The organism is Pelagibius sp. Alg239-R121, from assembly GCF_947331435.1.
Lineage (GTDB): Bacteria > Pseudomonadota > Alphaproteobacteria > Kiloniellales > Kiloniellaceae > Denitrobaculum.
The window spans coordinates 842227-864114 of the sequence record NZ_CAMZOF010000001.1; the positions used below are offsets into that span (position 1 = coordinate 842227).

Annotated in this window: 17 protein-coding genes and 1 tRNA gene; 11 read left to right on the forward strand and 7 right to left on the reverse strand. The window is 58.1% G+C overall.

Features of this window, described 5'->3' with window-relative positions:
• Positions 1–98 precede the first annotated feature (98 nt).
• The 3 genes from QMZ18_RS03665 (at position 99) to QMZ18_RS03675 (ending at position 3735) form a co-directional block, all read left to right on the forward strand.
• Positions 99–2021 carry a COG4223 family protein gene (locus QMZ18_RS03665; protein ID WP_282604869.1) on the forward strand — a complete coding sequence of 641 codons (1923 nt, stop codon included), beginning with the start codon at positions 99–101 and terminating at the stop codon, positions 2019–2021.
• Positions 2022–2025: 4 nt separating this feature from the next.
• Positions 2026–3582, forward strand: a complete 1557-nt coding sequence (locus QMZ18_RS03670) for a heme biosynthesis protein HemY (protein WP_282604870.1) — start codon at positions 2026–2028, stop codon at positions 3580–3582.
• Positions 3583–3659: 77 nt separating this feature from the next.
• Positions 3660–3735, forward strand: a tRNA-Thr gene (locus QMZ18_RS03675).
• An 18-nt stretch (positions 3736–3753) separates the two neighbouring features.
• Here QMZ18_RS03675 and QMZ18_RS03680 read toward each other — a convergent pair.
• Entirely contained in the window at positions 3754–4548 is a 795-nt protein-coding gene (locus QMZ18_RS03680; RefSeq protein ID WP_282604871.1) for an ion transporter, read from the reverse strand.
• 304 nt (positions 4549–4852) lie between these two features.
• On the opposite strand from QMZ18_RS03680, the gene QMZ18_RS03685 reads away from it, so the two are divergent.
• The 3 genes from QMZ18_RS03685 (at position 4853) to QMZ18_RS03695 (ending at position 7813) form a co-directional block, all read left to right on the forward strand.
• A complete protein-coding gene (locus tag QMZ18_RS03685; protein ID WP_282604872.1) occupies positions 4853–5407 on the forward strand; it encodes a PAS domain-containing protein in 555 nt (184 codons plus the stop codon).
• Positions 5408–5596: 189 nt separating this feature from the next.
• Positions 5597–5980, forward strand: a complete 384-nt coding sequence (locus QMZ18_RS03690) for a DUF6394 family protein (protein WP_282604873.1) — start codon at positions 5597–5599, stop codon at positions 5978–5980.
• A 24-nt stretch (positions 5981–6004) separates the two neighbouring features.
• Positions 6005–7813 carry a TrkA family potassium uptake protein gene (locus QMZ18_RS03695; RefSeq protein ID WP_282604874.1) on the forward strand — a complete coding sequence of 603 codons (1809 nt, stop codon included), beginning with the start codon at positions 6005–6007 and terminating at the stop codon, positions 7811–7813.
• Positions 7814–7897: 84 nt separating this feature from the next.
• Here the strand turns inward: QMZ18_RS03695 and QMZ18_RS03700 are convergent, their stop codons facing one another.
• Together QMZ18_RS03700 and QMZ18_RS03705 are read right to left on the reverse strand one after the other, a co-directional pair.
• Positions 7898–8281: a hypothetical protein gene (locus tag QMZ18_RS03700; RefSeq protein WP_282604875.1), complete on the reverse strand. Its 384-nt coding sequence runs from the start codon at positions 8279–8281 to the stop codon at positions 7898–7900.
• Between the two features lie 335 nt (positions 8282–8616).
• Positions 8617–9651: an ankyrin repeat domain-containing protein gene (locus tag QMZ18_RS03705; RefSeq protein ID WP_282604876.1), complete on the reverse strand. Its 1035-nt coding sequence runs from the start codon at positions 9649–9651 to the stop codon at positions 8617–8619.
• Between the two features lie 237 nt (positions 9652–9888).
• Here QMZ18_RS03705 and QMZ18_RS03710 point away from each other — a divergent pair, with 237 nt between their 5' ends.
• The 3 genes from QMZ18_RS03710 (at position 9889) to QMZ18_RS03720 (ending at position 13908) form a co-directional block, all read left to right on the forward strand.
• A complete protein-coding gene (locus tag QMZ18_RS03710; protein WP_282604877.1) occupies positions 9889–10821 on the forward strand; it encodes an alpha/beta hydrolase in 933 nt (310 codons plus the stop codon).
• 21 nt (positions 10822–10842) lie between these two features.
• Positions 10843–13500, forward strand: a complete 2658-nt coding sequence (gene pepN / locus QMZ18_RS03715) for an aminopeptidase N (RefSeq protein ID WP_282604878.1) — start codon at positions 10843–10845, stop codon at positions 13498–13500.
• Positions 13501–13683: 183 nt separating this feature from the next.
• Positions 13684–13908 carry a hypothetical protein gene (locus QMZ18_RS03720; RefSeq protein WP_282604879.1) on the forward strand — a complete coding sequence of 75 codons (225 nt, stop codon included), beginning with the start codon at positions 13684–13686 and terminating at the stop codon, positions 13906–13908.
• 163 nt (positions 13909–14071) lie between these two features.
• Here the strand turns inward: QMZ18_RS03720 and QMZ18_RS03725 are convergent, their stop codons facing one another.
• The 3 genes from QMZ18_RS03725 to QMZ18_RS03735 form a co-directional block, all read right to left on the reverse strand.
• Positions 14072–14284, reverse strand: a complete 213-nt coding sequence (locus QMZ18_RS03725; RefSeq protein WP_282604880.1) for a hypothetical protein — start codon at positions 14282–14284, stop codon at positions 14072–14074.
• A gap of 254 nt (positions 14285–14538) precedes the next feature.
• The gene (locus tag QMZ18_RS03730; protein WP_282604881.1) at positions 14539–17208 is read right to left on the reverse strand and encodes a methyl-accepting chemotaxis protein; all 2670 of its coding nucleotides are present in this window, start codon (positions 17206–17208) and stop codon (positions 14539–14541) included.
• Positions 17209–17400: 192 nt separating this feature from the next.
• Positions 17401–18072: a Fe2+-dependent dioxygenase gene (locus QMZ18_RS03735; RefSeq protein WP_282604882.1), complete on the reverse strand. Its 672-nt coding sequence runs from the start codon at positions 18070–18072 to the stop codon at positions 17401–17403.
• Positions 18073–18198: 126 nt separating this feature from the next.
• Between QMZ18_RS03735 and QMZ18_RS03740 the strand changes: the two genes are divergently transcribed.
• Positions 18199–18786, forward strand: a complete 588-nt coding sequence (locus QMZ18_RS03740; protein ID WP_282604883.1) for a 2OG-Fe(II) oxygenase — start codon at positions 18199–18201, stop codon at positions 18784–18786.
• 119 nt (positions 18787–18905) lie between these two features.
• Complete coding sequence (locus tag QMZ18_RS03745; RefSeq protein WP_367575938.1) at positions 18906–20195, forward strand: MFS transporter; 1290 nt, start codon at positions 18906–18908, stop codon at positions 20193–20195.
• Here the strand turns inward: QMZ18_RS03745 and dld are convergent.
• Complete coding sequence (gene dld / locus QMZ18_RS03750) at positions 20192–21886, reverse strand: D-lactate dehydrogenase (protein WP_282604885.1); 1695 nt, start codon at positions 21884–21886, stop codon at positions 20192–20194. The genes QMZ18_RS03745 and dld overlap by 4 nt on opposite strands.
• Positions 21887–21888: the final 2 nt, after the last annotated feature.

Consider the following 21888-nt stretch of genomic DNA (forward strand, 5'->3'; position numbering starts at 1 on the left):
ATGAAAAACTTCGCCTCATGTTACTAGAGACCGGTTCACCTTCTTGAAGGCTTCAATCAAGAACGATCGGGCTTCAGGAGTCGTCTTCGGGAAAAAGAATGGCAGATAAGAAAGAACCGACCGACCGCAGTTCAGCGGAGCCGGGCAAGATCACAGGGACAGACGCGACCGCTGCCCAACCTCGTGGGCCCCAACCTGGCGGGGTCCAACCCGGTGAGGTCCAACCCGGTGGGGTCCAACCCGTTGCCGCGATCATTGAGGCATTCGGTGGTTTGCGCCCGATGGCGGGCAAACTCAAGGTGGCGGTCAGCACGGTTCAGGGCTGGAAAGAGCGGGATTCGATCCCGACGGCACGGCACGGCGATATCCAAGCAGCCGCAAAAAGCCATAATATCGCACTCGATCCGGCTGTTTTATCTGCGAGCGATCATATGGCGCGCGATCACTCAGCCGTGACCTCAGGGCCAACTTCAGCGCAAGTCACCAACGGATCCAAGGATCAGGATGTGAAAAAAGAAGAGACTGCACCTGCTGCCAAGGATAAGGCGGAAACAGCGAAAGAACCGGCTGCCAAGAGCGCAATCCCGGCGGCCGGCGCGGCAAAGACTGCAAGCGGGGACAAACCGGCAGCGGCAACCAAGCCGGAAGGCGCCAGCGAAAAATCCTCCGCATCGAAACAACAGGAAATAAAAAAGCCCGAGCCGAATCAGCCCGAGCCGAATCAGGCCGCTTCAAGACCTGCTCCGAAACCCAAGTCCAGTGGATGGCTTGGAGGGTTCGTTATGGGGGTTGTCGTACTGGCCCTGGTGTTGGCCGGTGTGGTGTACACGCGCAGTTTTTGGCTGCCACTCGTCGAAGGCCTTCCGGTTATGGCGGGCGGCGCGGCCACCGGGGCGGATGCCGGCGACGAAGAAACCGCTGCACGTATTGCCGAGCTCGAAGGTAAACTCGCTGCACTCGAATCGCAGGTGCAGGCGGCACCCGCAGTGCCCGACGTCGATTTGACGCCTCTTGACGAGGCCATCGCGGCGGCGAACCAGCGGATCGACGCCTTGGATGGAACCCTGGAGCAGTTGCTGGCAGGCGGCGTGGTGATTGCCCCTAACGCTGACGCTGGCGGCTCTGCTGATGCCGGTTCTGATGGTAATGGACCTGCAGCCGGACAAGCGGAACTGGCAGCACTTAAGGCGCGCCTCGATGAGCTTGCAGGGCAGATTGCAGCAGGTTCAAGCTCTTCTGGTTCAACGTCTGAAGGAACAACTCAGACCGCAACACCGGAAGCTGCCGCGGCCGTTTCTGCACTGACTGACCGCTTGGCTGAAATGGAGCGCACGATCGCCGCCTTACCCGATCCTGAGGCCCGGTTGGGGGAATTGGATTCGCGTCTGGCGGAAACCGAAAAGGGCGTTGCAGCCCTGCCGGCACTTGAATCCCGACTGACCACGGAACTGGCGGCCTTGAACGAGGCTCTGCCGAAGGGCCCGTCCCAGGAAGCCGGCGATGCGGCCATGTTCCTGGCTTTGCTGCAGCTCCGCGAAGCGTTGAGCGGCTCAGGATCCTTTGAGACGGAGTTATCGCTGGTCGATGGTTTGGCGGCGGAGGACGCCGAGTTGAAGACGGCTTTAGCGCCTCTTGCCGAGCATGCTGCATCGGGCATTGCCGGTCTTCAGGGACTTCAGGCTTCCTTTAAGACCATGGCCAGAAAGGCCGTGGCAGCGTCGCGTGGCGGGGAAAGTGACGACTGGGCTTCCAAGACACTGCGCAAGATATCGGAAGTCGTAAGTGTCCGCCCGGTCGGTCTAGTCGAGGGTGAGGACGCCGGCGCCGTGCTCGCGCGTGCCGAGGTTAAATTGGATGCCGGTGATCTGGCAGGCGCTGTCATGGAGCTCGATACTCTGACCGGGGCTGCGGCCGAGAATGCGGCCGGTTGGCGCAGCAATGCGGAAGCAAGGCTGCAAACCCAGAAAGCACTCAGTCTGCTGGCCGCGCGCGCGGCAAATCTCATCGGGCTGGGTGGCTGACGACATGATCAAAGCACTTCTTCTGTTTGCCAAGATCGCGATTGCCGTCGCCATCGTCGTCTGGTTCGTAAATCACCCTGGAGAGGTCTTTCTTCAGTGGATGGGTTACGAAATTTCTGCCGAGAACGTGGGTTTCCTGGTTGCCCTTGTTTTGCTGATTACCTTTGTCGGGATCGTGGCGTACCTGATCTGGCGCTTTATTTTGAATGCGCCCGGCGGATTTGGTGCTGCGCGCCGTGAACGCCGCCGGCGCAAGGGGTATCAGGCCCTGACCCAGGGAATGGTTGCGGTTGCCGCCGGCGAAAGCGAACTGGCGAATAAGCTGTCGCGCAAAGCGGATGCTTTGCTGGAGGAACCGCCCCTGACTATGCTGCTGTCGGCCCAGGCGGCACAGCTGAATGGTGATGATACGGCAGCGCGGCGCTATTTCGAGGCGATGCTGGAAAACCAGGAGACCCGGTTTTTCGGGTTGCGCGGTCTGCTGATGCAGGCGCAGCGCAGCGGCGACGATGTGGCTGCGCTGGAATACACCCGCAAGGCCCATGCATTGAAGCCAAAGTCCGACTGGGTGTTAACCAACCTTTTTGAGCTCAGTGAACGTAGTGGCGATCTCGAGGGCGCGGAACAGGCATTGCGCCAGGCAGCAAAATACAAGGTGATTCCGGAAGCCGAGGCAACGCGTAAGCGCGCCGTTGTGCAGCTCTCCCGCGCCATCGCTGCGCAAAATGCCGGCGAGCTTCAGAACGCCCTGACCTGGTCGCGGGAAGCACATAACCTGGCGCCGGACCTTGTGCCCGCGACTCTGGTTCTCAGTAAGGCCGCTTTGGAGGCGAACCGACGCCGCGAAGCGCTCAAAGTGCTCGAAAAGGCGTGGCCGGTTGCGCCGCATCCCGATTTGGCACGCGCTTATCTGGAGCTCTGGCCCCAGGACAGCGAAGTTGAGCGGGTTTCGCGCCTGGAAAAGTTTGTGGCTTCGCGCGCCGACCATATCGAAAGCCGCTTGATCGTTGCCGAGGTTGCCCTCGACGCCCGACTCTGGGGTGAGGCCCGCAGCAAACTGAATCAAGCCGTTGAGACTGCATCTGCGACGCCGGATCAATCCGAGACCAAGGTCGCAGCCGACATTCCGGGCCGACGGCTTTGCCGCCTTATGGCACGCCTTGAACAGGAAGAGCATGACGACGGCGATGCTGCTCGTCAGTGGCTGCAGCGTGCGAGCGAAGCCGATCCGGATATGGCCTGGGTCTGTGGTTCCTGTGGTGCCGCCGCCCGGCATTGGGACGCACATTGCGGTGCCTGTAACAGCTTCGACAGCCTGCGCTGGCAAAACCCGCCACGCGTAACGCCGGCGCTCGCAATGCTGCCGAGCGAAGTGCCCGAACCGGTTGAGACCATGGCGGACGCCGTATTGCTTCCACCCACGCAGCCATCGGCCGCTGCTGATGCTGGACAAAGCAATAGCGGAACGCAGGCCGACGGTGGCGGGCAGGCGGGCAAGGCGCCAGTTATCTCCGGAGCGCCAGAAAACGCTGAGGCCGAGCGGGAGACAGCAGCGCGCTGAAAACTGTCACGCAAGGGATCAAGCAGCCGCTTGCGCGGGGCAGCAAACTTTGCTATGCCCGCCTCCACAGCGCGTGTGCCCCAATAGCTCAGCTGGTAGAGCACCTCATTCGTAATGAGGGGGTCGGCAGTTCAAGTCTGTCTTGGGGCACCATTTTCTTTTCTTTGCGCTTTAAGAACCTGCTGCCTTTTTCATCTCCGCCAATTCGACCCGCAGGGCCTTGACCTCTGCCAGGATCATTTCGGTTTCACTCATCATGGCGTCGCGTTCGGCGCGGGCTTCGGCTTCGTGTTCGGACTGCATGGCATCGACGATGACGCCGATGAAGAGGTTGAGCACCGTAAAGGCGGTGGCGACGATGAAGGGAACGAAGAGGGCCCAGGCGTAGGGGTGTTTTTCCATTACGGGGCGCACGATGCCCATGGACCAGCTTTCCAGTGTCATGACCTGAAAGAGGGTGTAGGCGGATTCGCCGATCGTGCCGAACCATTGGGGAAAATCTGCTGCAAACAGCTTGGTCGAAATAACCGCGAAGACGTAGAAAATCAGTACCAGCAGCAGCATGATCGAACCGATGCCCGAGAGTGCCGTCAGCAAACCTGTGACCACACGGCGCATGGCCTTGACCGAGGATACCAGACGCAGAACCCGTAGGATCCGAAAGGCGCGCAGGACCGAAAAGGTGCCGGCGGCGGGCACCAGCGCGATTGCCACCACAACGAAATCGAACACCCGCCAAGGGTCGCGCCAAAAGCCGCGAAAATCGACGATCAGCCGTCCGGCGATCTCGACAACGAATATGGCGAGCACGCTCCGGTCGATGATCGTCAGCAGGGTTCCGAATTCAGCCATAACCGACGGACTGGTTTCGAGACCGAGCGTTACAGCATTGACGGCGATCAAGATAAGTATGGTGCGCTCGAACGCCGGGGCGTTCAGCAGGCGCTGTAACGGTTCGCGGATCATGTAGGGGAGTTCCATGTTGGCGGCGGTTTGGTCGAAGCTGTTATCTGGCCCCGCGTGCCGGGCACGTCAACACTGGTTACAGAAGGTGATCCATCGACCCGGTGGAAAGCTGCTCTGACTGAACATCATCCGCTCCAGGCGCCGGCTTGCTGAATATCTCGCGAATCAGGCGAGTATGTTTCCTTTGCATTGAACCGGCAGTGGGCGCGCGCTGGCTGCTGTGGGTGGCTCTTGCTAGCCTTAGCGCGATCTTTACCCGTCGTCTGCCAGTCTTTCCCGGCAATTTGCGGTAAGAACGGAAGCAATGAATTCGACTACTAACCCGGTGTTGACGGAAGAGAACCTTAGGCTGCTGGTTGAGTATTGGCGTTCGATTGCGCGCGGCGCGGCGGTGCCCCTGCGCCGGGATTTCGAACCCATGGCGATCCCGTTGCTGTTGCCGGACGTTTATCTGGTCGAGCTCATGCGGCCCGAACGCCGTTTCCGTTATCGGCTGGTTGGAACCAGAGTGGCGGAAAAGGCCGGATTCGACGCGACCGGCTGCATTTTGGACGAGTTGAGCTGCGGTACCACGATGGCGTTCGTCATCCGGCTTCTGGAGCGCTGCGTCGATCTACACTGTCCGGTAGCGTCACTCAGCAGCTTTGGGCGTGCGGGCAAGGCAAATCTCATCGTGCGGCGCGTTTTTCTGCCCCTGACGCTGGGACGAGGACCGGTAGATCAGATCCTCTGTGGCCAAACCTTCGACCATACCCTGCAGCCCATGCCATCGGGCCGGGAAATCGACAGAAGCAGCCCCATGTACCGTGACCTTGCGGCTTCGACACCGGATGCAGAGCACGAATACTTCGATATTTAAACTGGGTGCAACCAAGGGCAAATCAGGATGAGTTGGGTTCGCCACTGGCGATCTGGCGTTCCGCTGACTCAGTGCCAACGACAGACCGGTTCTAAATGCTTCGAAAACTGAAAAGACTACGGCCACCACGGCTGCGGTGCTATCCTCGATTCAAGCAGGGCAAAGGCCCCGCATCTGAAGGGGGACAGCATGAATCTCGAAAAAGTCATTTTCGGATTTTTCATCGTTCTGGCTTTGACGCTGAACTTCGGCTTTTTCCTGGGTGAGATCGACAATCCGGACCATCATGGAATCGTAGAGCTGTTCCTTGTCGTGGTCGTCAATTTGATCGCCACCGGCCTGAAGCTCGGGGACCGGTCGCAGATGGGCGCCGTTTTGCTGGCGACGAGCCTCTGTGCCGACCTGCAGCTGATCGGGGCGGCGGTGATCTGGGCGATCGCGGCTCATGTATCTGACGACGGCATGACTCCGCAGGTCATGGCGAGTATCGTTTCCCTGTCCGGCGGGGCACTGATTGCGAACGTTATTTCCGTGACCATGCTGGTTGGCGAGACCCTGATGCTGCGCCGCTAGAGTCGTATTGTGAACGGGGAGTTCATGGCGAAGGCGCCCAAATCGAGCCGGGTCAACTTCATCATCCTGCGCTACATGCGCCGGCCGATCCTGGTGCTCATCACCGTTTATGCCACTTCGATGGTCGGTTGGATCCTGATTCCAGGGATCGATGAGAACGGTAACGCCGTTCACCAAAGCTTTTTTCACGCCTTCTATTTTCTGACTTACACGGTAACCACAACCGGTTTCGGCGAGCTGCCATACCCCTTTACGGAGGCGCAGCGCATGTGGGGCATCGTTTCGCTCTACATTGGTGTCATAGCCTGGTTCTACGCATTGGGTTCGATCGTCGGTCTGGTTCAAAACGCGGATTTCAAACGCTCACTTGCCGAACGGCAATTTGCCAAGCGGGTTACCCGTATCTCGGACCCCTTCTGTATCGTCTGCGGTTTCGGCAATACGGGCGCGCTTCTGGTACGCGGCCTCAGCGATGCCGGTATGACCGTTACGGTCGTTGACTGGAAAGACGAACGAATTAAGACCGTCTCATTGCGTGATTACCGGTCCGATGTCTCCGGCCTTTGTGCCGATGCAAGGGTGCCCGAGCACTTGATCGAGGCTGGGTTACTCAAACCCAACTGCAAGGCCGTGGTGGCTCTGACCCAGAACGAGGAAATCAATCTTAAAATCTCAGTGACCGCGCGCCTGCTCAATCCCGAGGTCTGGGTCGCAACCCAATCGACCTCCAGCATTCATGAAGATACGTTGGCGACCCTGGGCGACAAGGTGCACATCATTGATCCTTTCCAGACCTACGCAAAGTATTTGGGCGCAGTCATTGCTAATCCTGCGATACACAGCTTGAACCAATGGCTTGCCGGCACTCCCGACGCGACCCTGGATAAGGTTTTACGCCCGCCGAAGGGAAACTGGGTTCTATGCGGTTTCGGGCGTATGGGCCATTGGCTACGCGAGGCACTGGAGGCGCAGGGTATCACCACCTCGGTCGTCGAACCCAACCCTCTTCCGGACGACGAGGATCTGCCTAATCTGATCGTCGGGCGGGCCAGTCAGGACAATCTGGTCAAGGCGGGGGTGCGCAATGCTGCCGGCATCGTTGCAGGAACCAACAATGATTCCGACAATCTCAGTATCCTGTTGAATGCACGGGCGCTGAATCCGGATATCTTTTTCGTGGTGCGCGAGAACCGCTACCGTAATCTCGTCGTTTTCGAGGCTGCGAAGGTTGATTTGATCATGATGCCCGGGCTGGTCAGCGCCCGCAGGATCCTGTTTCTGCTGATCGCACCCATGATGAAGACTTTTTTCGAAACCCTGCGTCAACGCGATACCGAGCAGGATGGCCGCTTTATCGATGAAGTCGTTGATCACCTCGGGTCCGTCGTCGGCGGCACGCAACCCCGGATCTGGACGCTGGATACCTTGGATGCCGATATACACGACCACGACAGGACCGGATTTCAGGTCGGCGGGAAGCGCGGCAATGCGCTGCAGCGCCTGACAGATGCGGGCCGGAAGGTCACGCTGGAACATCTTATGGGCGACCCGGGCGATCGAAGCCGCCGGCTCGCATGCGTGCCACTGGTGATCGAATCGGAGTGCGGCGCACAGGTCCTGCCTGATCTCTCGACCGCGGTACTTCCCGGCGACCGTCTGCTTCTTTGCGGTGACGCGCGTGCGTACAACCTGATCGATGCGACCATGCACAACGAATACACCCTGGCCTATCTCATGACAGGCAAAGATCTGCCGCGCGGCTGGTTCATGCGATGGCTTTTTACCAAGCGTATTTTCACAAACGCTTCCGAGATTAAGACAACTGAGGCTTAGTCAGGCGCGATCAAGTGTCGATAATGTTGCTCTATTTTATCGAATTCGAGTTTCTCGATTGCCGCGGAGGGCTCGTCAGCAGCTTTAGAAAGTTCTGAGAATACTGCCCCAGTTTGCATAGTCGGTTTTGCGGTAATCAAAGCTGTAACATTCCCTCGAGTCCCGATTTTTTACTGGAGAAAGCCGGTCGTCGCCGATCACGTTTCGCAAAATTTCGACGTCGCTGTGATTGACGATGCGAATCTCCCAGACGGTTTTTTCCAGGGTCGCGCTGCGTTGCCGAATGCACCAGTCGCCCTGCAGCGTGGCACCGCACAGCCGTACAAGCAGTTCTTTCGGGCTCGGCCAGGTCTTACCGCTGCGTCTGTTCACAAGGCCGGTGGGATGCCAGCCTTTTTTCGCCTCCGCATAAACCGTTACGAATGTGGAATGAATCTTGTCAAATGACGGGTTGGAACAGGGTTTCATCTGCAATCGGGTGAATTCGGAAAGGGTCCGGTTGTTGCGCACAGCCTGCCGATTCGGATTTTAGCTGGGGAGAAAAGATAACCGACTGCTATCCTTTTGGCATCGGGTAATAGCGGCGGATGGAGCGATTGGAGGAAAAGAAAACGAAAGGCCCCGCCATTGCTGACGGGGCCTAACGAAGCGGTATCACGTACCCGAGATCCGGGGGAGAACCCGGGCACGAGAAAGAGCCTGAACTGAAAAGATTACCAAGAGCTTAAGCCCTGATTTTGCTAGGTTTTTGTCTAAAATGCCGGAGAACCCTGTGATCCGCTGTCGCAGTGTTGATTGCAGTTTCAGGACGCCTTTTCGGTGTCACCGCGGTTCTCTTGTCCGGTCTTGGAGGTTTGTTCCTCAGACTTGGTTTCTTTCCGGATCCGGCTGAGGAATTTCTTGGTGATGCGGCCGTCGGCAGGCAGGCCGAGTTTCTTCTGGAAAGACTGTACGGCCTTTTCCGTATTCGGGCCCCACAGACCGTCTGCACGGCCCAGCTTGTAGCCCCTGTCGATCAGAAAGGTTTGTACCTCCTTGATGACTTCCGGTGGCGCGGTGACTTTGGCCAGATAACTCGCGACTCGCCGGTGCTCGAACTGCTCAGCCATGTAGAGTGCTGTCTCGCCCGCATTGTCTTCCACGTCCATGTCTGCGCCTGCGCCCATCAATCGCTTCACGACGGAAAGCCACCCGGAACTGGCCGCAGCCATAAGTGCGGTGGTGCCGTTAATGTCCTGGGCTTCGATGTCTGCTCCTTCATCGAGCAGGAGTGCGACGATTTTGTCATGGCCCTGCAGCGCTGACAGCATCAATGGCGTCCATTGATCTCGGTCGCGGACGTCGACGGGAAGGCCCTTTTCCAAAAGCGCTGTCACCTGCGCGAGATTACCGCTGTCTGACGCAGCGAGCATGCGCGCGCGATCGGTGTTGGCTGGTTTCGCGGCGGTCTGCTGTGCCAGTTCCTCGTCGGTTACCGGTGACCAGTTGGCGGCACGTTCGCGTGCCTCGGCCCGATCGGCTTTGGAGAGGTCTTCGTTCAATCGCTCCACTGCAGCTTCGGCTTCCTTATGATCCAGCTCGGCCGCAAGGATGTAGTATTGCAGTGCAGTGATGGGATCGGCCTGGACCTTTTCACCCAGTTCATAGCGCTGCGCGACTAGAAAGAAGGAGTCCGGTTCGCCCTGTCCGGACAGAGAACGCCAGACCTTAAAGGCCGGATCGAGAGTCGGGTCATAGGCTTCTTCCTCACCCTTGGGTGTCGGCTGAGCAGCTAGGGAGGGTTGGCTGAACAGGATCGTCGCCGCAGTGAGGATCGCTATGAATTTAAGGGCTGTCATCGCGGCGCGATCCTAGAGCAAGATCTTTCCAATTGAAAACATGTGACCTGAATGGTTCCGCGCGGGATCTGGAATAGCGCTTGTGAAGCTAGATTCCTTATACTTAAAATTACGTAAAGACCGCTGCCCTTCGCTGACTTTTCAAGCCTTTGCGGACCGGCACCGTCATACCGCCCTCGCCAAACAGCCTGTTCATTCCCATATGGCACAGGCAACAAAAGAAGAGCCTGAATCCAGATGTCACCGACCAACGAACCATCCTCCGGCACGAAGGTCTTTCGCGACCATGATCAGGCCGCATTGGACCGGCAGTACAACAACCGCGCTGCAGTACCCGACTTCGCCGATGTGGTTGCCGCCTGGCAGCAGGACTCGGAGGCAGCCCGGTCACAGCTTACATGTCATCTCGATCTGGCTTATGGGGAGGGTGCACGGGCGAAGCTGGATATTTTTTCTGCGGGCAGTGAACCAGCGGGCAGCGAACCAGCAGGCACCAATGCGGCGGACAACGAACCCGGTCCAGTTCTAGTATTTATCCATGGTGGCTACTGGCAGGCACTGGACAAGAGTGTCTTCTCCTGTGTCGCGCCGCTTTACGCCGACGCAGGCATTACCGTTGTCAACATCGGCTACCCACTCTGCCCCGACGTCACCATGGGTGAGATCGTATCGCACTGTCGCATGGCTCTGCTCTGGCTCTCACGCAACATCGGCGATTACGGCGGCGATCCGGCAAGGATTTTTCTCTCTGGTCATTCCGCCGGCGGACACCTTTCAGCCCTTTTGGCCGGCACCGACTGGACAGCCGAGGGTGGATCCGACGGCCTTCTAAAGGGCGTGATCCCTCTCAGCGGCCTTTACGAGCTGGAGCCGATCAGGCTGAGCTATCTGAACGAGGCGCTTCATCTGACTCCCGGGGATGTTGAGAACTATTCGCCCGCCGCGCAGACAACTACGCCAGCCTGTCCGCTGCTGCTTGCGGTCGGTGGCGTAGAGACCGACGAATTCCGGCGCCAGCAGCGTGATTATGCCGCACTGCTGGTGGGGCAGGGCGCGACTTTGCAGAGTTTGGAGCTCGAAGGCCTCAACCACTTCACTATTGTCGAGGCGCTTCGTTCTCCCGGCACAGCGCTCTCCGACGCCGTTCTGAGCTTCATCAAACAGCCGTAACCTACAGCAGGACATCGAATTATGGACGCCGCCGCTCCCCAGGCCATTCATCTTGAGGCTTACCGTGCGCCAGACTACAGGATCGCCAAGGTGGCGCTGGAGTTCGATCTGGAGCCCGAAGCCACGCGGGTCAGAAGCTGGTTAAACGTCGAATACGCCGCACTGGCGCCGGGTGGCGGAGATGTCGGCTGGCCGATGCTGCGGCTCGATGGTGACGATCTCAAGCTGATCTCTATCGCACTGGACGGTGTGCCGCTGGCACCTGAGCGCTACAGCCTGGACGACAAGGCGCTGACCATCGAAGTGACCGATCCGAACTTTGAGCTGGAGATTGAGACCGAGATCAATCCCAAGGCCAATACACGCTTGGAAGGTCTCTACATTTCCAGCGGTACCTTCTGCACTCAATGCGAGGCCGAGGGCTTCCGGCGGATCACTTTTTTCCCGGACCGGCCCGATGTGATGTCGGTGTTCGAAGTGACGCTCAAGGCGGATAAGGCGCTCTATCCGGTGCTGCTCTCCAACGGCAATCTGGTCGAAAGCGGCGACTTACCTGATGGCCGCCATTGGACCCGCTGGGAAGACCCTTTTCCCAAACCTGCCTATCTCTTCGCTGTGGTGGCTGGCGACTTGGCCTGCGTCGAGGACAGCTTCACCACCGCGTCAGGACGCGAAGTCAGCCTGCGCATCTTCGTCGAGCACGGTAACGAGAGCCGTTGCAGTTACGGCATGGATTCACTGAAGCGGGCCATGCGTTGGGACGAGGAGCGTTTCGGCCTCGAGTACGATCTCGATCTCTTCAATATCGTTGCGGTCAGCGACTTCAACATGGGCGCGATGGAAAATAAGAGCCTCAACGTCTTTAACTCCAAATGTGTCCTGGCCGATCCCGACACCGCGACCGATGCCGACTACGCTTCTATCGAAGGTATCGTCGCTCACGAGTATTTCCATAACTGGACCGGCAATCGTGTGACCTGCAGAGATTGGTTCCAACTCAGTCTCAAAGAGGGGTTGACGGTTTTCCGGGATCAGGAATTTTCGGCGGATATGCGCTCCGCCCCGGTTAAGCGAATTCAGGATGTGCGCATCCTGCGTGCCCGGCAGTTCCCGGAAGACGGCGGCCCGACCGCACATCCCGTGCGCCCGGCTTCCTATATAGAGATCAACAACTTCTACACGGCGACCGTCTACGACAAGGGCGCCGAAGTTATCCGAATGATGCAGGGCCTGCTGGGCCGCGAAGGCTTCCGCAAGGGCATGGATCTCTACTTCGAGCGTCATGATGGCCAAGCGGTAACCTGTGACGACTTCGCTGCCGCCATGTCCGATGCAACCGGCGTCGATCTCAGTCAGTTCAAGCTCTGGTATTCCCAGGCCGGCACGCCCAAGGTCTCGGTCGAGAGTAACTACAACGCTGCTGACAGCAGCTTTGAACTGACCCTGTCCCAGGAGGTCCCAGAGACGCCGGGCCAAAGCGGCAAAAAACCCATGCACATTCCTCTGGAGCTGGCATTGCTGGATTCGGCGGGCCAGCCCTTACCTCTCCAGGTCGCCGGCGAAAGAGGTGCACCGGAAAGCCGCGTTTTGGAGCTTCGCGAAGGCAGCCAGACCTTCCGCTTCGAGAACCTCAAGACGGCGCCGGCAGTTTCGATCAACCGAAGTTTCTCAGCGCCGGTCAATCTTTCGATCGAACACAGCCCGGAAGCCCGTGCGGTTCTCATGGCGCACGACAGTGACAGCTTCAACCGCTGGGAAACCGGACAACAGTACGCCACCAGGCTGTTACTCGACGCGGTTGCTCAACGTCAGAAAGGGCTGGAAGTGCCGCCAGCACCGGACGGATTCATCGCGGCTCTGAAGACGACTTTGAAGGATGAGACTCAGGACGCTGCATTTCGGGCGCTTGCCTTGACCCTGCCGACCGAGGCCTTCCTCGCTGACCAGATGGCCGTGGTCGATGTCGAGGGGATCCACACAGTGCGGGAGGCGATGCGCCGGAACATTGCGAAGGAACTTGGCGAAGATCTCTTGGCGACCTACAGATCGATGCAAACCAACACACCTTTCGAACCCACCGCCGAAGCAGCCGGGAGGCGCGCTCTCAAGAATGTAGCGCTCGCTTATCTTACGGCGTCACATGAGCCGAAAATGCTCGAGTTGGCGGTCGCGCAAAGCCGCAACACCGACAATATGACTGATCGCATGGCGGCGCTGAGCCTGCTGACAGACACGGATGCTCCCGCACGAGAAGTCTGCCTCGAGGCCTTTTATCAGCGCTACAAAGACGATGCTCTTGTCGTCGATAAGTGGTTGTCTCTCGAAGCTATGTCGGTATTACCAGGCACGTTAAAGCGGGTCGAAGATCTGCTGCAACATGAGGCCTTCAGCCTGACAAATCCGAACAAAGTGCGCGCCTTGATCGGTGTCTTTGCGGCAGGCAATCCCCTGTGCTTTCATCAGGCCGACGGCAGTGGCTACCGCTTTCTGGCCGAGCGAATCGTCGAGCTCGACCGTATCAATCCGCAGGCTGCCGCCCGCCTGGTCGCCCCCTTGGGACGCTGGTCCCGCTATGACGCCGGGCGTCAGAACTTGATGCGTGCTGCGCTGGAGAGCATCCTTGCTGCTGGTGAACTCTCACCGGATGTCTACGAATTGACCTCCAAATCCTTGACATGATGCGGACTGCGGGTGTCATTTACCTCTTTGGTGATCAAGCCCGAACAGTTGGCGCTGTGTGAGCGAAATCCGCGCACGCGCGGGCTATTGCACTCCGAAGGCGGCATCGCCAGATCAAAGAGTGTTCGATTTGAGGGCAGCGTCCCGACACGGGCGCGATAGGCAGAGCGGACAGAATAGACTGTGAAGAAGTATAATTTGATCATTGAGCCCTGGCGGGACCTTCCAGGCAGTGTGCGTCGCGGCCAGAATGGTTTCCGCTGGCGTGTGTCCTGGGAATTGGAGGGTCTCTACTACGCAGAGGGATTCGCAGACACTCACGCCGAGGCCCGTGAAGCAGCCGAAGCCTATCTCGTCGACAAGGGTGTCAAGCTGGGGTGGGACCTGCCCGACCGACCCGCTTCTTAGTCGGCGCAAGCACATTCGTGTCTCAGAGCTTTGACCAGTTCATCGAGTGCGGATCAGTTACCCGTTAATGCAGACGACACATTGAAGGCACGCGTCTTCAGCGAGACCGAAGCACCCGTGAGGATCATGTGTCAGATCTGGCGCAAAAAAATGCTTGAGCCCCTTACGAGGCCATGCGGACGATTTCGAGGCCCTGTTCGGCGAAATGGCCGACCATGTCCTCAAACTTGCGGGTGTAGCGGTTACGGAATTTCGCGAAATCGGCAGCGATCAAGGCGTCGGGATTGGCCGACTTTTCGAACTCGCTGATTCTGTACGACATTTCGGAGCGGTACAGCGCAAAGGCGCCATTGGTTACCAATTCGTCGCGTTTCATCACAGTCTCCCTGACATTCGGGTCGCGAAGCCGAATCTTGGCTACAGACTCCAACCCAGGCGGCGGCGACTATAACAAGTCATATCGTGAAGCGAAACAAATTTGTTGCGCTGCAATAAAAACTAATATCCGAACATCGTAGTTTCAGTGAATAGCGAATTTTTCTTCTATTTTATAATACCATATTAATAACTGACCTCGTTGTCACAGAGTCGTAGTTTTGCGTGCAGTGCAACAAACTATAACATCTCTCCTTAGGCTACCCGTATTCTCTCAATGAATTTACTCACTTCGACCGCCAGTGTTTCTGAGCGGTCAGACAGATCCTGAGTCGCGTCAAGCATTTCGCGGGCGGACTGCCCCGAGTTTTGCGCAACCTGAGTCACGCTGCTGATGGTCTCCGAAACTTCTTCCGTACCGCCGGCTGCGTGTTGGGCACCTCGGGAGATCTCTTGCGTCGCGGCGCCTTGCTGTTCGACCGCCTCTGAAATGCTGGCGGCAATGGCGCTGATTTCCGAAATCGTGCTGCTGATGTCTTTAATCGACGAAACTGCATTTATCGTTGCGGACTGGATTCCACCAATCTGCGAGGCAATCTCTTCCGTTGCCTTTGCGGTCTGACTGGCCAGGCTCTTGACCTCGCCGGCGACCACGGCAAAGCCCTTACCGGCTTCTCCTGCACGCGCCGCCTCGATGGTTGCGTTGAGTGCGAGGAGATTGGTCTGTTCGGCGATATCGGAAATCAATTGAACCACTTCGCCGACTTTCTGCGCCGCCAGCGAAAGACTCTCGACTTCCTGATTGGTCTGGGAGGCTTTCGCGACAGCACTCTGGGCAATGGCGTTGGACTGCCCGACCCGGTTTGTGATGTCGACGATCGATGCAGAGAGCTGCTCGGCGGCGCTGGCCACGCTTTGAACATTGCCTGATGTCTGTGTTGCGGCTGCGGCAACAGCGCTGGTCTGGCTGCTGGTGCCGTCCGCCATTTCGACCATGGTCTGCGACGCCGAACGCATCCGCACAGTCGCGCCTGTCACCTCGTCGACGACGGACTTGACCGTTTCTTCAAAGGAATCGGCGACATTCTTCATGGCCCTTTGCTTTTCCTGTTCGGCCCGCGCGCTGGCAGCTTCCTGTTGGTCGCGCAGGCGCTGCACCTCCAAGCCGTGTTCGCGGAAGATTTCAACAGTACGGGCCATCTCACCGATTTCATCGTTGCCGCTCTGGGGGATTTCGACTGAAAGATCGCCTTCGGCGACGATCCGCATGGTTCCCGCCAGCCGGGTCAGACGCGCCACGATATTGCGGCCCACATAGAGCCAGACAATCAGTGTGGAGACGACGACACTGCTAAGGGCGACCAGCAGCACCCAGGTGCGGTCGCGATCGAGGGTCTGTTCCGCTGCTACGGTTGCGCTGTCAGTTGAGGCTTGAGCACGGCTGACCAGGTCTTCCACCGAATCAGCTATCTCGCCGGTCAGCTCGCGGTTCATCGCCAACAGGGCGGTGCTGCCGGACGTCGCCGTCAGCTCATTGAGCCGGACGTCGAACAGGTTGCTTTCGTTGATACCGAAAGCGAGGAAATGAGACATCAGGCCAGCCAACTGGTCCTTATCTTCGCCCTCAGGTAATTCCGCGACAAGGGCAGTCAACTGACCGGCGACGGTTGTGCTGCGCATACGTACTGCGTCGAGCTGCGCCATGTTTTCTGCTGCCATGCCTTCATTCAGGATGCTGCTGAAGATGTCGGCGGTTGCCGAGATCTTCAGCAGGCGTTGCAGCCGGGCGATGCCTTCGTCGAACAGAACTGTCAAATTAGTCTCGACCTCGTTGCGGAGCACCGAACCGCCTGAAATCAACTTGGCGCGTTCCGCGCGGCCGCGCTCGCCCAAAATCCCCTTCAGTGTCTGTAGAAGCTGAAGCAATTCGTCAGCAATCGACTGAAGCTTGGCCTCTTCCGCGGTAACGTTCTGTCCGGCAGCGGCACGATCGATGATTTCTTTGCGTCGCGCGAAGAGATTGTTTTCCTCGCCGCTCAGATTGATGATGCGCTTCAGGGCTTCATAGAGTTCGACCGCACCTTCGTCGGACTGCAATTGCAGCAGTTGGCCCTGTAGTGCGAGGTTGGCGAAGAGCGCCTCGGTTTCCAACTGTTCGAGTCTTGCGAGGTTGTTGGTGGCGCTGCCCGCGAGCAGGCTCATGAGACTTAGATTGACGTTGTTCTGGAACTGAAGCTCCTTGACCAGCGTTTCCGTCGCGCCTGCGGTGATCTGAGACGCGGTGATTTCGATGCCGTCGGCGATCTCGGTGCTTCTGGCACGCAGCGCAGTATCGGCTCTTCGAATGATCGGTGCGAGAGCCTCTGACAGGGCCTTTAACGCCTGGTTTTTTTCCTCGACCGCTTTGCTGCGCTGACGGCGTGTGTCGATGCGGCTCTCAATCAATTCGTTCTGCTTCGAGACATTGGCGTCCAGGGTTTCGACGGTCTCGCGCAACTGCTCCGCAAGCTGTTGCTCGGCGTTCCGCGCTTCCAGTTCTACGATCCCGGATAGAATTTCTTCCAATCGGCTGTGGATGGCCTTATTGGCCGACTGACGATCGACGTGATCCTGTGCAGCGTCCAGTGCCGCGGCATCGGCCGTCAATCTGGTGCTTTGCTCCGATAGCTCGCGGGAGAGGACCATGGTGGGCACACTGACACCGGTGATGTCGGTCAATCCTTTCTCGATCGAGTTCAGCGAGAACCAGCTATTGATGCTCGCAAGAACCGTAATGCCGGTGACGGCCGCGAACGCAATGATAAGCTTGGTTTTTACGCTTGTTGCCGGCCCTAAACCCTGCCCCTGATGCGCTGCTGATTTCTCAGTTTCCTTAACCCTGCGAAAAGGGTTGGATGGCCCAAGTTTGAACCCGGTAATTTTCATAACGAAGCCCCGATACTCGCTTGATATTTTGCTTTGCGTTTTCGGCCGTGAAATGAAAATACCAACGACCTAAATACTATCAGCGCGAGAGTTGATCGGACCTCGTTAAAAATGCGTTATGACGTTTAACATGAGTTGAATTTAGTCGATCTTAGCTTGCTCCTTCTCGACAGAGCTTGATGCATCCTGGGATTAGTGTTCTGCCCACATGCGCATCAGATTGGCGCGTGTCTTGAACATCAACCGGGCTTCTTCGGAATCCGGATTTTCTTTCATGACGCGCTCCATGGCCGTCTGAACGTCGAGGATGATCTGACGCTTGGCGTCGTCGCGAATGACGCTTTGAATCCAACTGACCGCGGCAATGCGAACGCCTCTCTCAACAGTCGCTACCCGATGTGGCGCCGATGTGGTGTAGATGACCGCGTCACCTGCCGGCAGCTTGACCATTTGTTCGCCAAAGGGGGTGGAAAGCACCAGTTCGCCGCCGTCGTAACTTCCAGGATCCGCAAGAAATATCGTCAGTGAGAGATCGGCTCGAACCGGGTTCTGCGACCCCACGATATCCGAATCGACATGCTGGCCGTAAGCCATACCGGTTTCGTAGCGACTGATGATTGGCGAGAGGATCCGTTTTGCCAGCGTTGCATTGCTGAACTCCCGGTTGCGCGCCAGCTTACCCAGTATAATGCGGTCGATTTCCTGGGCAGCGCTACCACTCTTGTCGAGTTGAAGATTGTTTTTCAGATGACGGATCGGACCGCCGGCGGTCTTCTTGCCATCTTGGAATGCACCCTGTGCCGCGAGGGCCAAGACCTGTTCGACCTCATGGCGTGACAGAACTCCGGATAGAATTATGAACATTTGGCGCCTATTCCGCTGACAAAGGGATCGTGCGCCAATACTGCACGCCGGAATCCAAAGACAAAAGCCAAGATTGCCTCTTGTGACGCCATTGAACTGGACCACCGGTTGCCGCTATAAGCGAGGATGAGCAGTCAAGATCTTCCACCCCGGGCGCCCGACTTCGTCGAGATTTACAACGATGTGATCGACGGTGCGACCTGTCGGAACATCATCGAGCGTTTCGAGAACGACGACCGCAAGCAGCCGAGCTGGTCTCAGAAGAGCAAAGCGCCCAAGGATCGGACCGGCATGATGCTCTGCCTTCCGGATCACGATGACTGGCAGGATGTGGTCGACCAGGTCGGTCGGGCCGTGATGCTGCGTGTGCATGACTATGCGAAACGCTATCCTGCCTTTGGGATGGTGCTCAACAGCGGGCAGTGTAAACTGACCCATCCGTTGCTTGAGCGTATTGAACCCGGGCAGGGGTTCGATTGGCACATCGACGGCAACAAGCCGGGAACCGAGAACCGGGTGCTTTCCACCATTCTTTATCTGGCCACCATCGACCAAGGTGGCGAGACGCAGTTTGCCTATCAGGGTAAGGCAGTTCGCCCGGCCGCAGGCATGCTGGTGATTTTCCCACCTTTCTGGACCCACCTTCACCGCGGTGCCACGCCTGCGGAGGGACAAAAATACAATCTGACAAGCTTTGTGATTTTGCCGGCTTAAGGTGACCTAATCAGGCGATTCATTCCGAGCGTTCGAACGTCCGATCATTATTCGGTAGCGCCGCTGAAAAATCTGCTGCATAAGCGGTTTCAATTGAACCTGCTTTGGCGGAGGGGTCTGTGTTTGCGGCGATATCCACGGCCTGGCCGTTACTGCTAGGAATCGGCCTTCTTATGATCGGGAACGGTCTACAGGGCACGTTGCTCGGCGTCCGGGCCACGCTTGAAGGTTTTCCGACTGCGGTCACCGGCATCATCATGTCCTGTTACTACGCCGGTTTTCTGTCCGGTTCGGTGATCACGCCGCGCGTTGTCAGTCAGGTCGGGCATGTCCGGGTTTTTGCCGCTTTGGCGTCACTCGCTTCCGCGTCCGCGATCGTGTATTCGATTTTCCTGGATCCCTATAGTTGGGGCGCCATGCGCCTGGTTACCGGGTTCTGCTTCGCCGGTCTCTACGTCGTGGCGGAAAGCTGGCTCAACGACATAGCGACCAACGAAACCCGTGGCCAGCTGCTCTCGGTCTATATGGTCATCACCCTTGGTGGGTTGGCGGGCGGCCAATTGCTCTTGAATTTCGCCGACCCGGAGAGCTTTAAGCTTTTCGCCATGATTTCGGTGCTGATCTCGGTGGCGTTAGTTCCCACCTGTCTCACGGCCTCCCGAACCCCGAGCTTCGACGCGCCGACACCCGTCGGGCTGCGAAAGCTCTACCGGCTGTCGCCATTGGGTGTTGTCGGCTCTTTGATCACCGGTACGGCAAACGGCGCCTTTTTCGGCATGGGCGCGGTTTACGCCGGCAACGCCGGTCTTTCGGTTGGCCAGATTTCGCTTTTCATGGGAGCAGGCGCAATCGGCGGCATGTTGTTTCAGTGGCCGATCGGACGTATTTCGGACCGCTTTGACCGACGGACCGTTCTCACGGTAGTCACCTTTCTCGCCGCGCTTGTCGCCGCGGTCATGATCTGGCTGCCGGTTCAGGACTTTTCCCTGCTGTTGATCATGATTGCGATTTTCGGCGGGCTTAACTATCCGCTCTATTCCCTGTTCATCGCGCACACCAACGACTTTCTTGAGCCGGATCAGCGTGTTGCAGCTGCCAGCGGTCTGATGTTGGTGATCGGGATCGGCGCAATCGTCGGTCCTTTTGCAGCAGCAACCTCGATGGATATCTTCGGCATATCGGGTTATTTCATCTGTCTTTGTGCAATCCACGTGGTGATCGGTGTCTTCGCGATCTACCGCATGACCCGACGGACGGCCGTCCCGCTGGAAGAACAGGGGAGTTACGTTGCAATGCCTCTGCGGGCAACACCTGCGGTCGCGGCTCTTAGTCCCGAAGCAGAGTGGGTTGAGGACGATGAGCCAGCAGATGGCCAGGGTGAAGAGAAAGAGCCCTCAAGTTCAGCTTAGGTCTGATGCGGCGGTCGTGAGTGATGCTTCTGCTTTGAGGTCTTGCCGATTCCGGGATTGAATGAATTTGTCGGATCCAGCCGGGCGTAAAAGGCAGCCAGTTCCGGCTTGGCCTCGTAGAGATGACCGACATTGTGTTCCGCCGGATACTCTGCGCCGCGTTTGTCCAGCAGAGCGAGCATCTTCTGCTTGATCAGCTTGGGGTCCACGCCCTTGCGCAGAATGTAATCCTGGTGGAAGACGTGGCAGAAGAAGTGCCCGTAGTAGAGCTTCGCCACCAGATCCTTCTCGATTTCTTCCGGCAGGGCCTCCAGCCAGTCCCGGTCGTTGCGCCGCAACGCGATGTCGAGGGCCAAAATGTCTTCGACCTCGTCGGCATGAACCGCCTGATAGCGCACGGCCGCCCCGGCGGCGGCGAAACGGTGCAGCATCGCCTTACTGGCTTCCTCCGCATCACAAAGAAACCAGTTCTCGGCGCCCAGAACCTCGGTCAGGATGGCTTCGGTTCGCTGTGCGATGCCGGCACCGACCTTCAGGATCAAGTGGTGTTCGAAGTCTTCGCGAAACACCAGGATTCGTTTTGGCAGGGCTTCCGGCAGCAGGCCGGCGAAAAACTGCAGAACCCGGTCGAGAAGGTTTTCCGGCAGGAAACTTGCCTTGTTCAGCCAGGCGTCGATCCGTCCTTTAAGCGTGAAGAACAGTGGCAGGAACGAGGTGCCGAGCCAGTTGATCATCAACAGCGTGTCCTTGCCGTAGACCCGGGCAATGTCGAAGATATCGCGGTGCAGATACTCGCCGCTGACGGGCAACTCCGGCAGCTCCGAGAGCATCCGGCGGCGCAGGGTCGTGAACCGGGCGGGGATGTCGGTGCCCAGGTAATAAACCTTCTCGCCCGTCGCAGCTGGATAGGTATCGAGCCGTACGGCGAAGACGGCGAGTTTGCCTGCGCAGCCTGAGGCTTCATGCAGGCGTGTGGGGTCGGCGTTGAAGCGCGCGGGGCTATCGACGTTCACGTCCCGCACCCGCGCCTCGTAGGTCCGGTCGGAGGCTTGACCGGCTGTGTCGTTTACGTCGGTTTCATCGAAATTTCCGCGCTCGAGCCGTTCGAGAATGTCTTCGGGCGTATCACCCAAATAGATACCGAGATGGTTGACGAGCTCCAGTCTTCCGTCTGAGTGAAGTTGGGCGTAGAGGGCGAGTTCGGTGTAGGCGGGGCCTCGTTGAACCAACGCGCCGCCGGAGTTGTTGCACACGCCCCCGACCACAGATGCGCCGATGCAGGAGGACCCGATCACCGAATGAGGTTGCCGGTCGAACGGCTTCAGAAGTTTCTCGAGTTTGTAGAGGGTACCACCCGGATGGCTGACGATCTGGTGACCATTCCGGATCACGTGGATCCGGTCGAGCCGCAGGGTGTTGATGATCACGACTTTCCGGTCGTAGCTGCCGTTCGGTGTGGAGCCCTCCGTCAGACCGGTATTGGCAGCCTGCATAATCACGATACGGTTGGCGGCCACACAGGCCTGCAGAACTCGCCAGAGCTCCAACAAATTGGAGGGAAAGACAACCGCTTCCGCCTCGCCGCTCCCGGAACGAAAGCCCTTGCGGTAACGCTCCGATTTATTCGGGTCGCTGTAGACATCGCGCCGGCCGACGATGGCGGAAAGCTCGTCCAGGAAAGCGTCAGTCATGG

What these genes read in the sequence shown, in the direction of transcription:
- QMZ18_RS03665 (WP_282604869.1), top strand. Translation starts at nt 99, where the DNA reads ATGGCAGATAAGAAAGAACCGACCGACCGCAGTTCAGCGGAGCCGGGC.
- QMZ18_RS03670 (WP_282604870.1), top strand. Translation starts at nt 2,026, where the DNA reads ATGATCAAAGCACTTCTTCTGTTTGCCAAGATCGCGATTGCCGTCGCC.
- QMZ18_RS03680 (WP_282604871.1), bottom strand. Translation starts at nt 4,548, where the DNA reads ATGATCCGCGAACCGTTACAGCGCCTGCTGAACGCCCCGGCGTTCGAG.
- QMZ18_RS03685 (WP_282604872.1), top strand. Translation starts at nt 4,853, where the DNA reads ATGAATTCGACTACTAACCCGGTGTTGACGGAAGAGAACCTTAGGCTG.
- QMZ18_RS03690 (WP_282604873.1), top strand. Translation starts at nt 5,597, where the DNA reads ATGAATCTCGAAAAAGTCATTTTCGGATTTTTCATCGTTCTGGCTTTG.
- QMZ18_RS03695 (WP_282604874.1), top strand. Translation starts at nt 6,005, where the DNA reads ATGGCGAAGGCGCCCAAATCGAGCCGGGTCAACTTCATCATCCTGCGC.
- QMZ18_RS03700 (WP_282604875.1), bottom strand. Translation starts at nt 8,281, where the DNA reads ATGAAACCCTGTTCCAACCCGTCATTTGACAAGATTCATTCCACATTC.
- QMZ18_RS03705 (WP_282604876.1), bottom strand. Translation starts at nt 9,651, where the DNA reads ATGACAGCCCTTAAATTCATAGCGATCCTCACTGCGGCGACGATCCTG.
- QMZ18_RS03710 (WP_282604877.1), top strand. Translation starts at nt 9,889, where the DNA reads ATGTCACCGACCAACGAACCATCCTCCGGCACGAAGGTCTTTCGCGAC.
- pepN (WP_282604878.1), top strand. Translation starts at nt 10,843, where the DNA reads ATGGACGCCGCCGCTCCCCAGGCCATTCATCTTGAGGCTTACCGTGCG.
- QMZ18_RS03725 (WP_282604880.1), bottom strand. Translation starts at nt 14,284, where the DNA reads ATGAAACGCGACGAATTGGTAACCAATGGCGCCTTTGCGCTGTACCGC.
- QMZ18_RS03730 (WP_282604881.1), bottom strand. Translation starts at nt 17,208, where the DNA reads ATGAAAATTACCGGGTTCAAACTTGGGCCATCCAACCCTTTTCGCAGG.
- QMZ18_RS03735 (WP_282604882.1), bottom strand. Translation starts at nt 18,072, where the DNA reads ATGTTCATAATTCTATCCGGAGTTCTGTCACGCCATGAGGTCGAACAG.
- QMZ18_RS03740 (WP_282604883.1), top strand. Translation starts at nt 18,199, where the DNA reads ATGAGCAGTCAAGATCTTCCACCCCGGGCGCCCGACTTCGTCGAGATT.
- dld (WP_282604885.1), bottom strand. Translation starts at nt 21,886, where the DNA reads ATGACTGACGCTTTCCTGGACGAGCTTTCCGCCATCGTCGGCCGGCGC.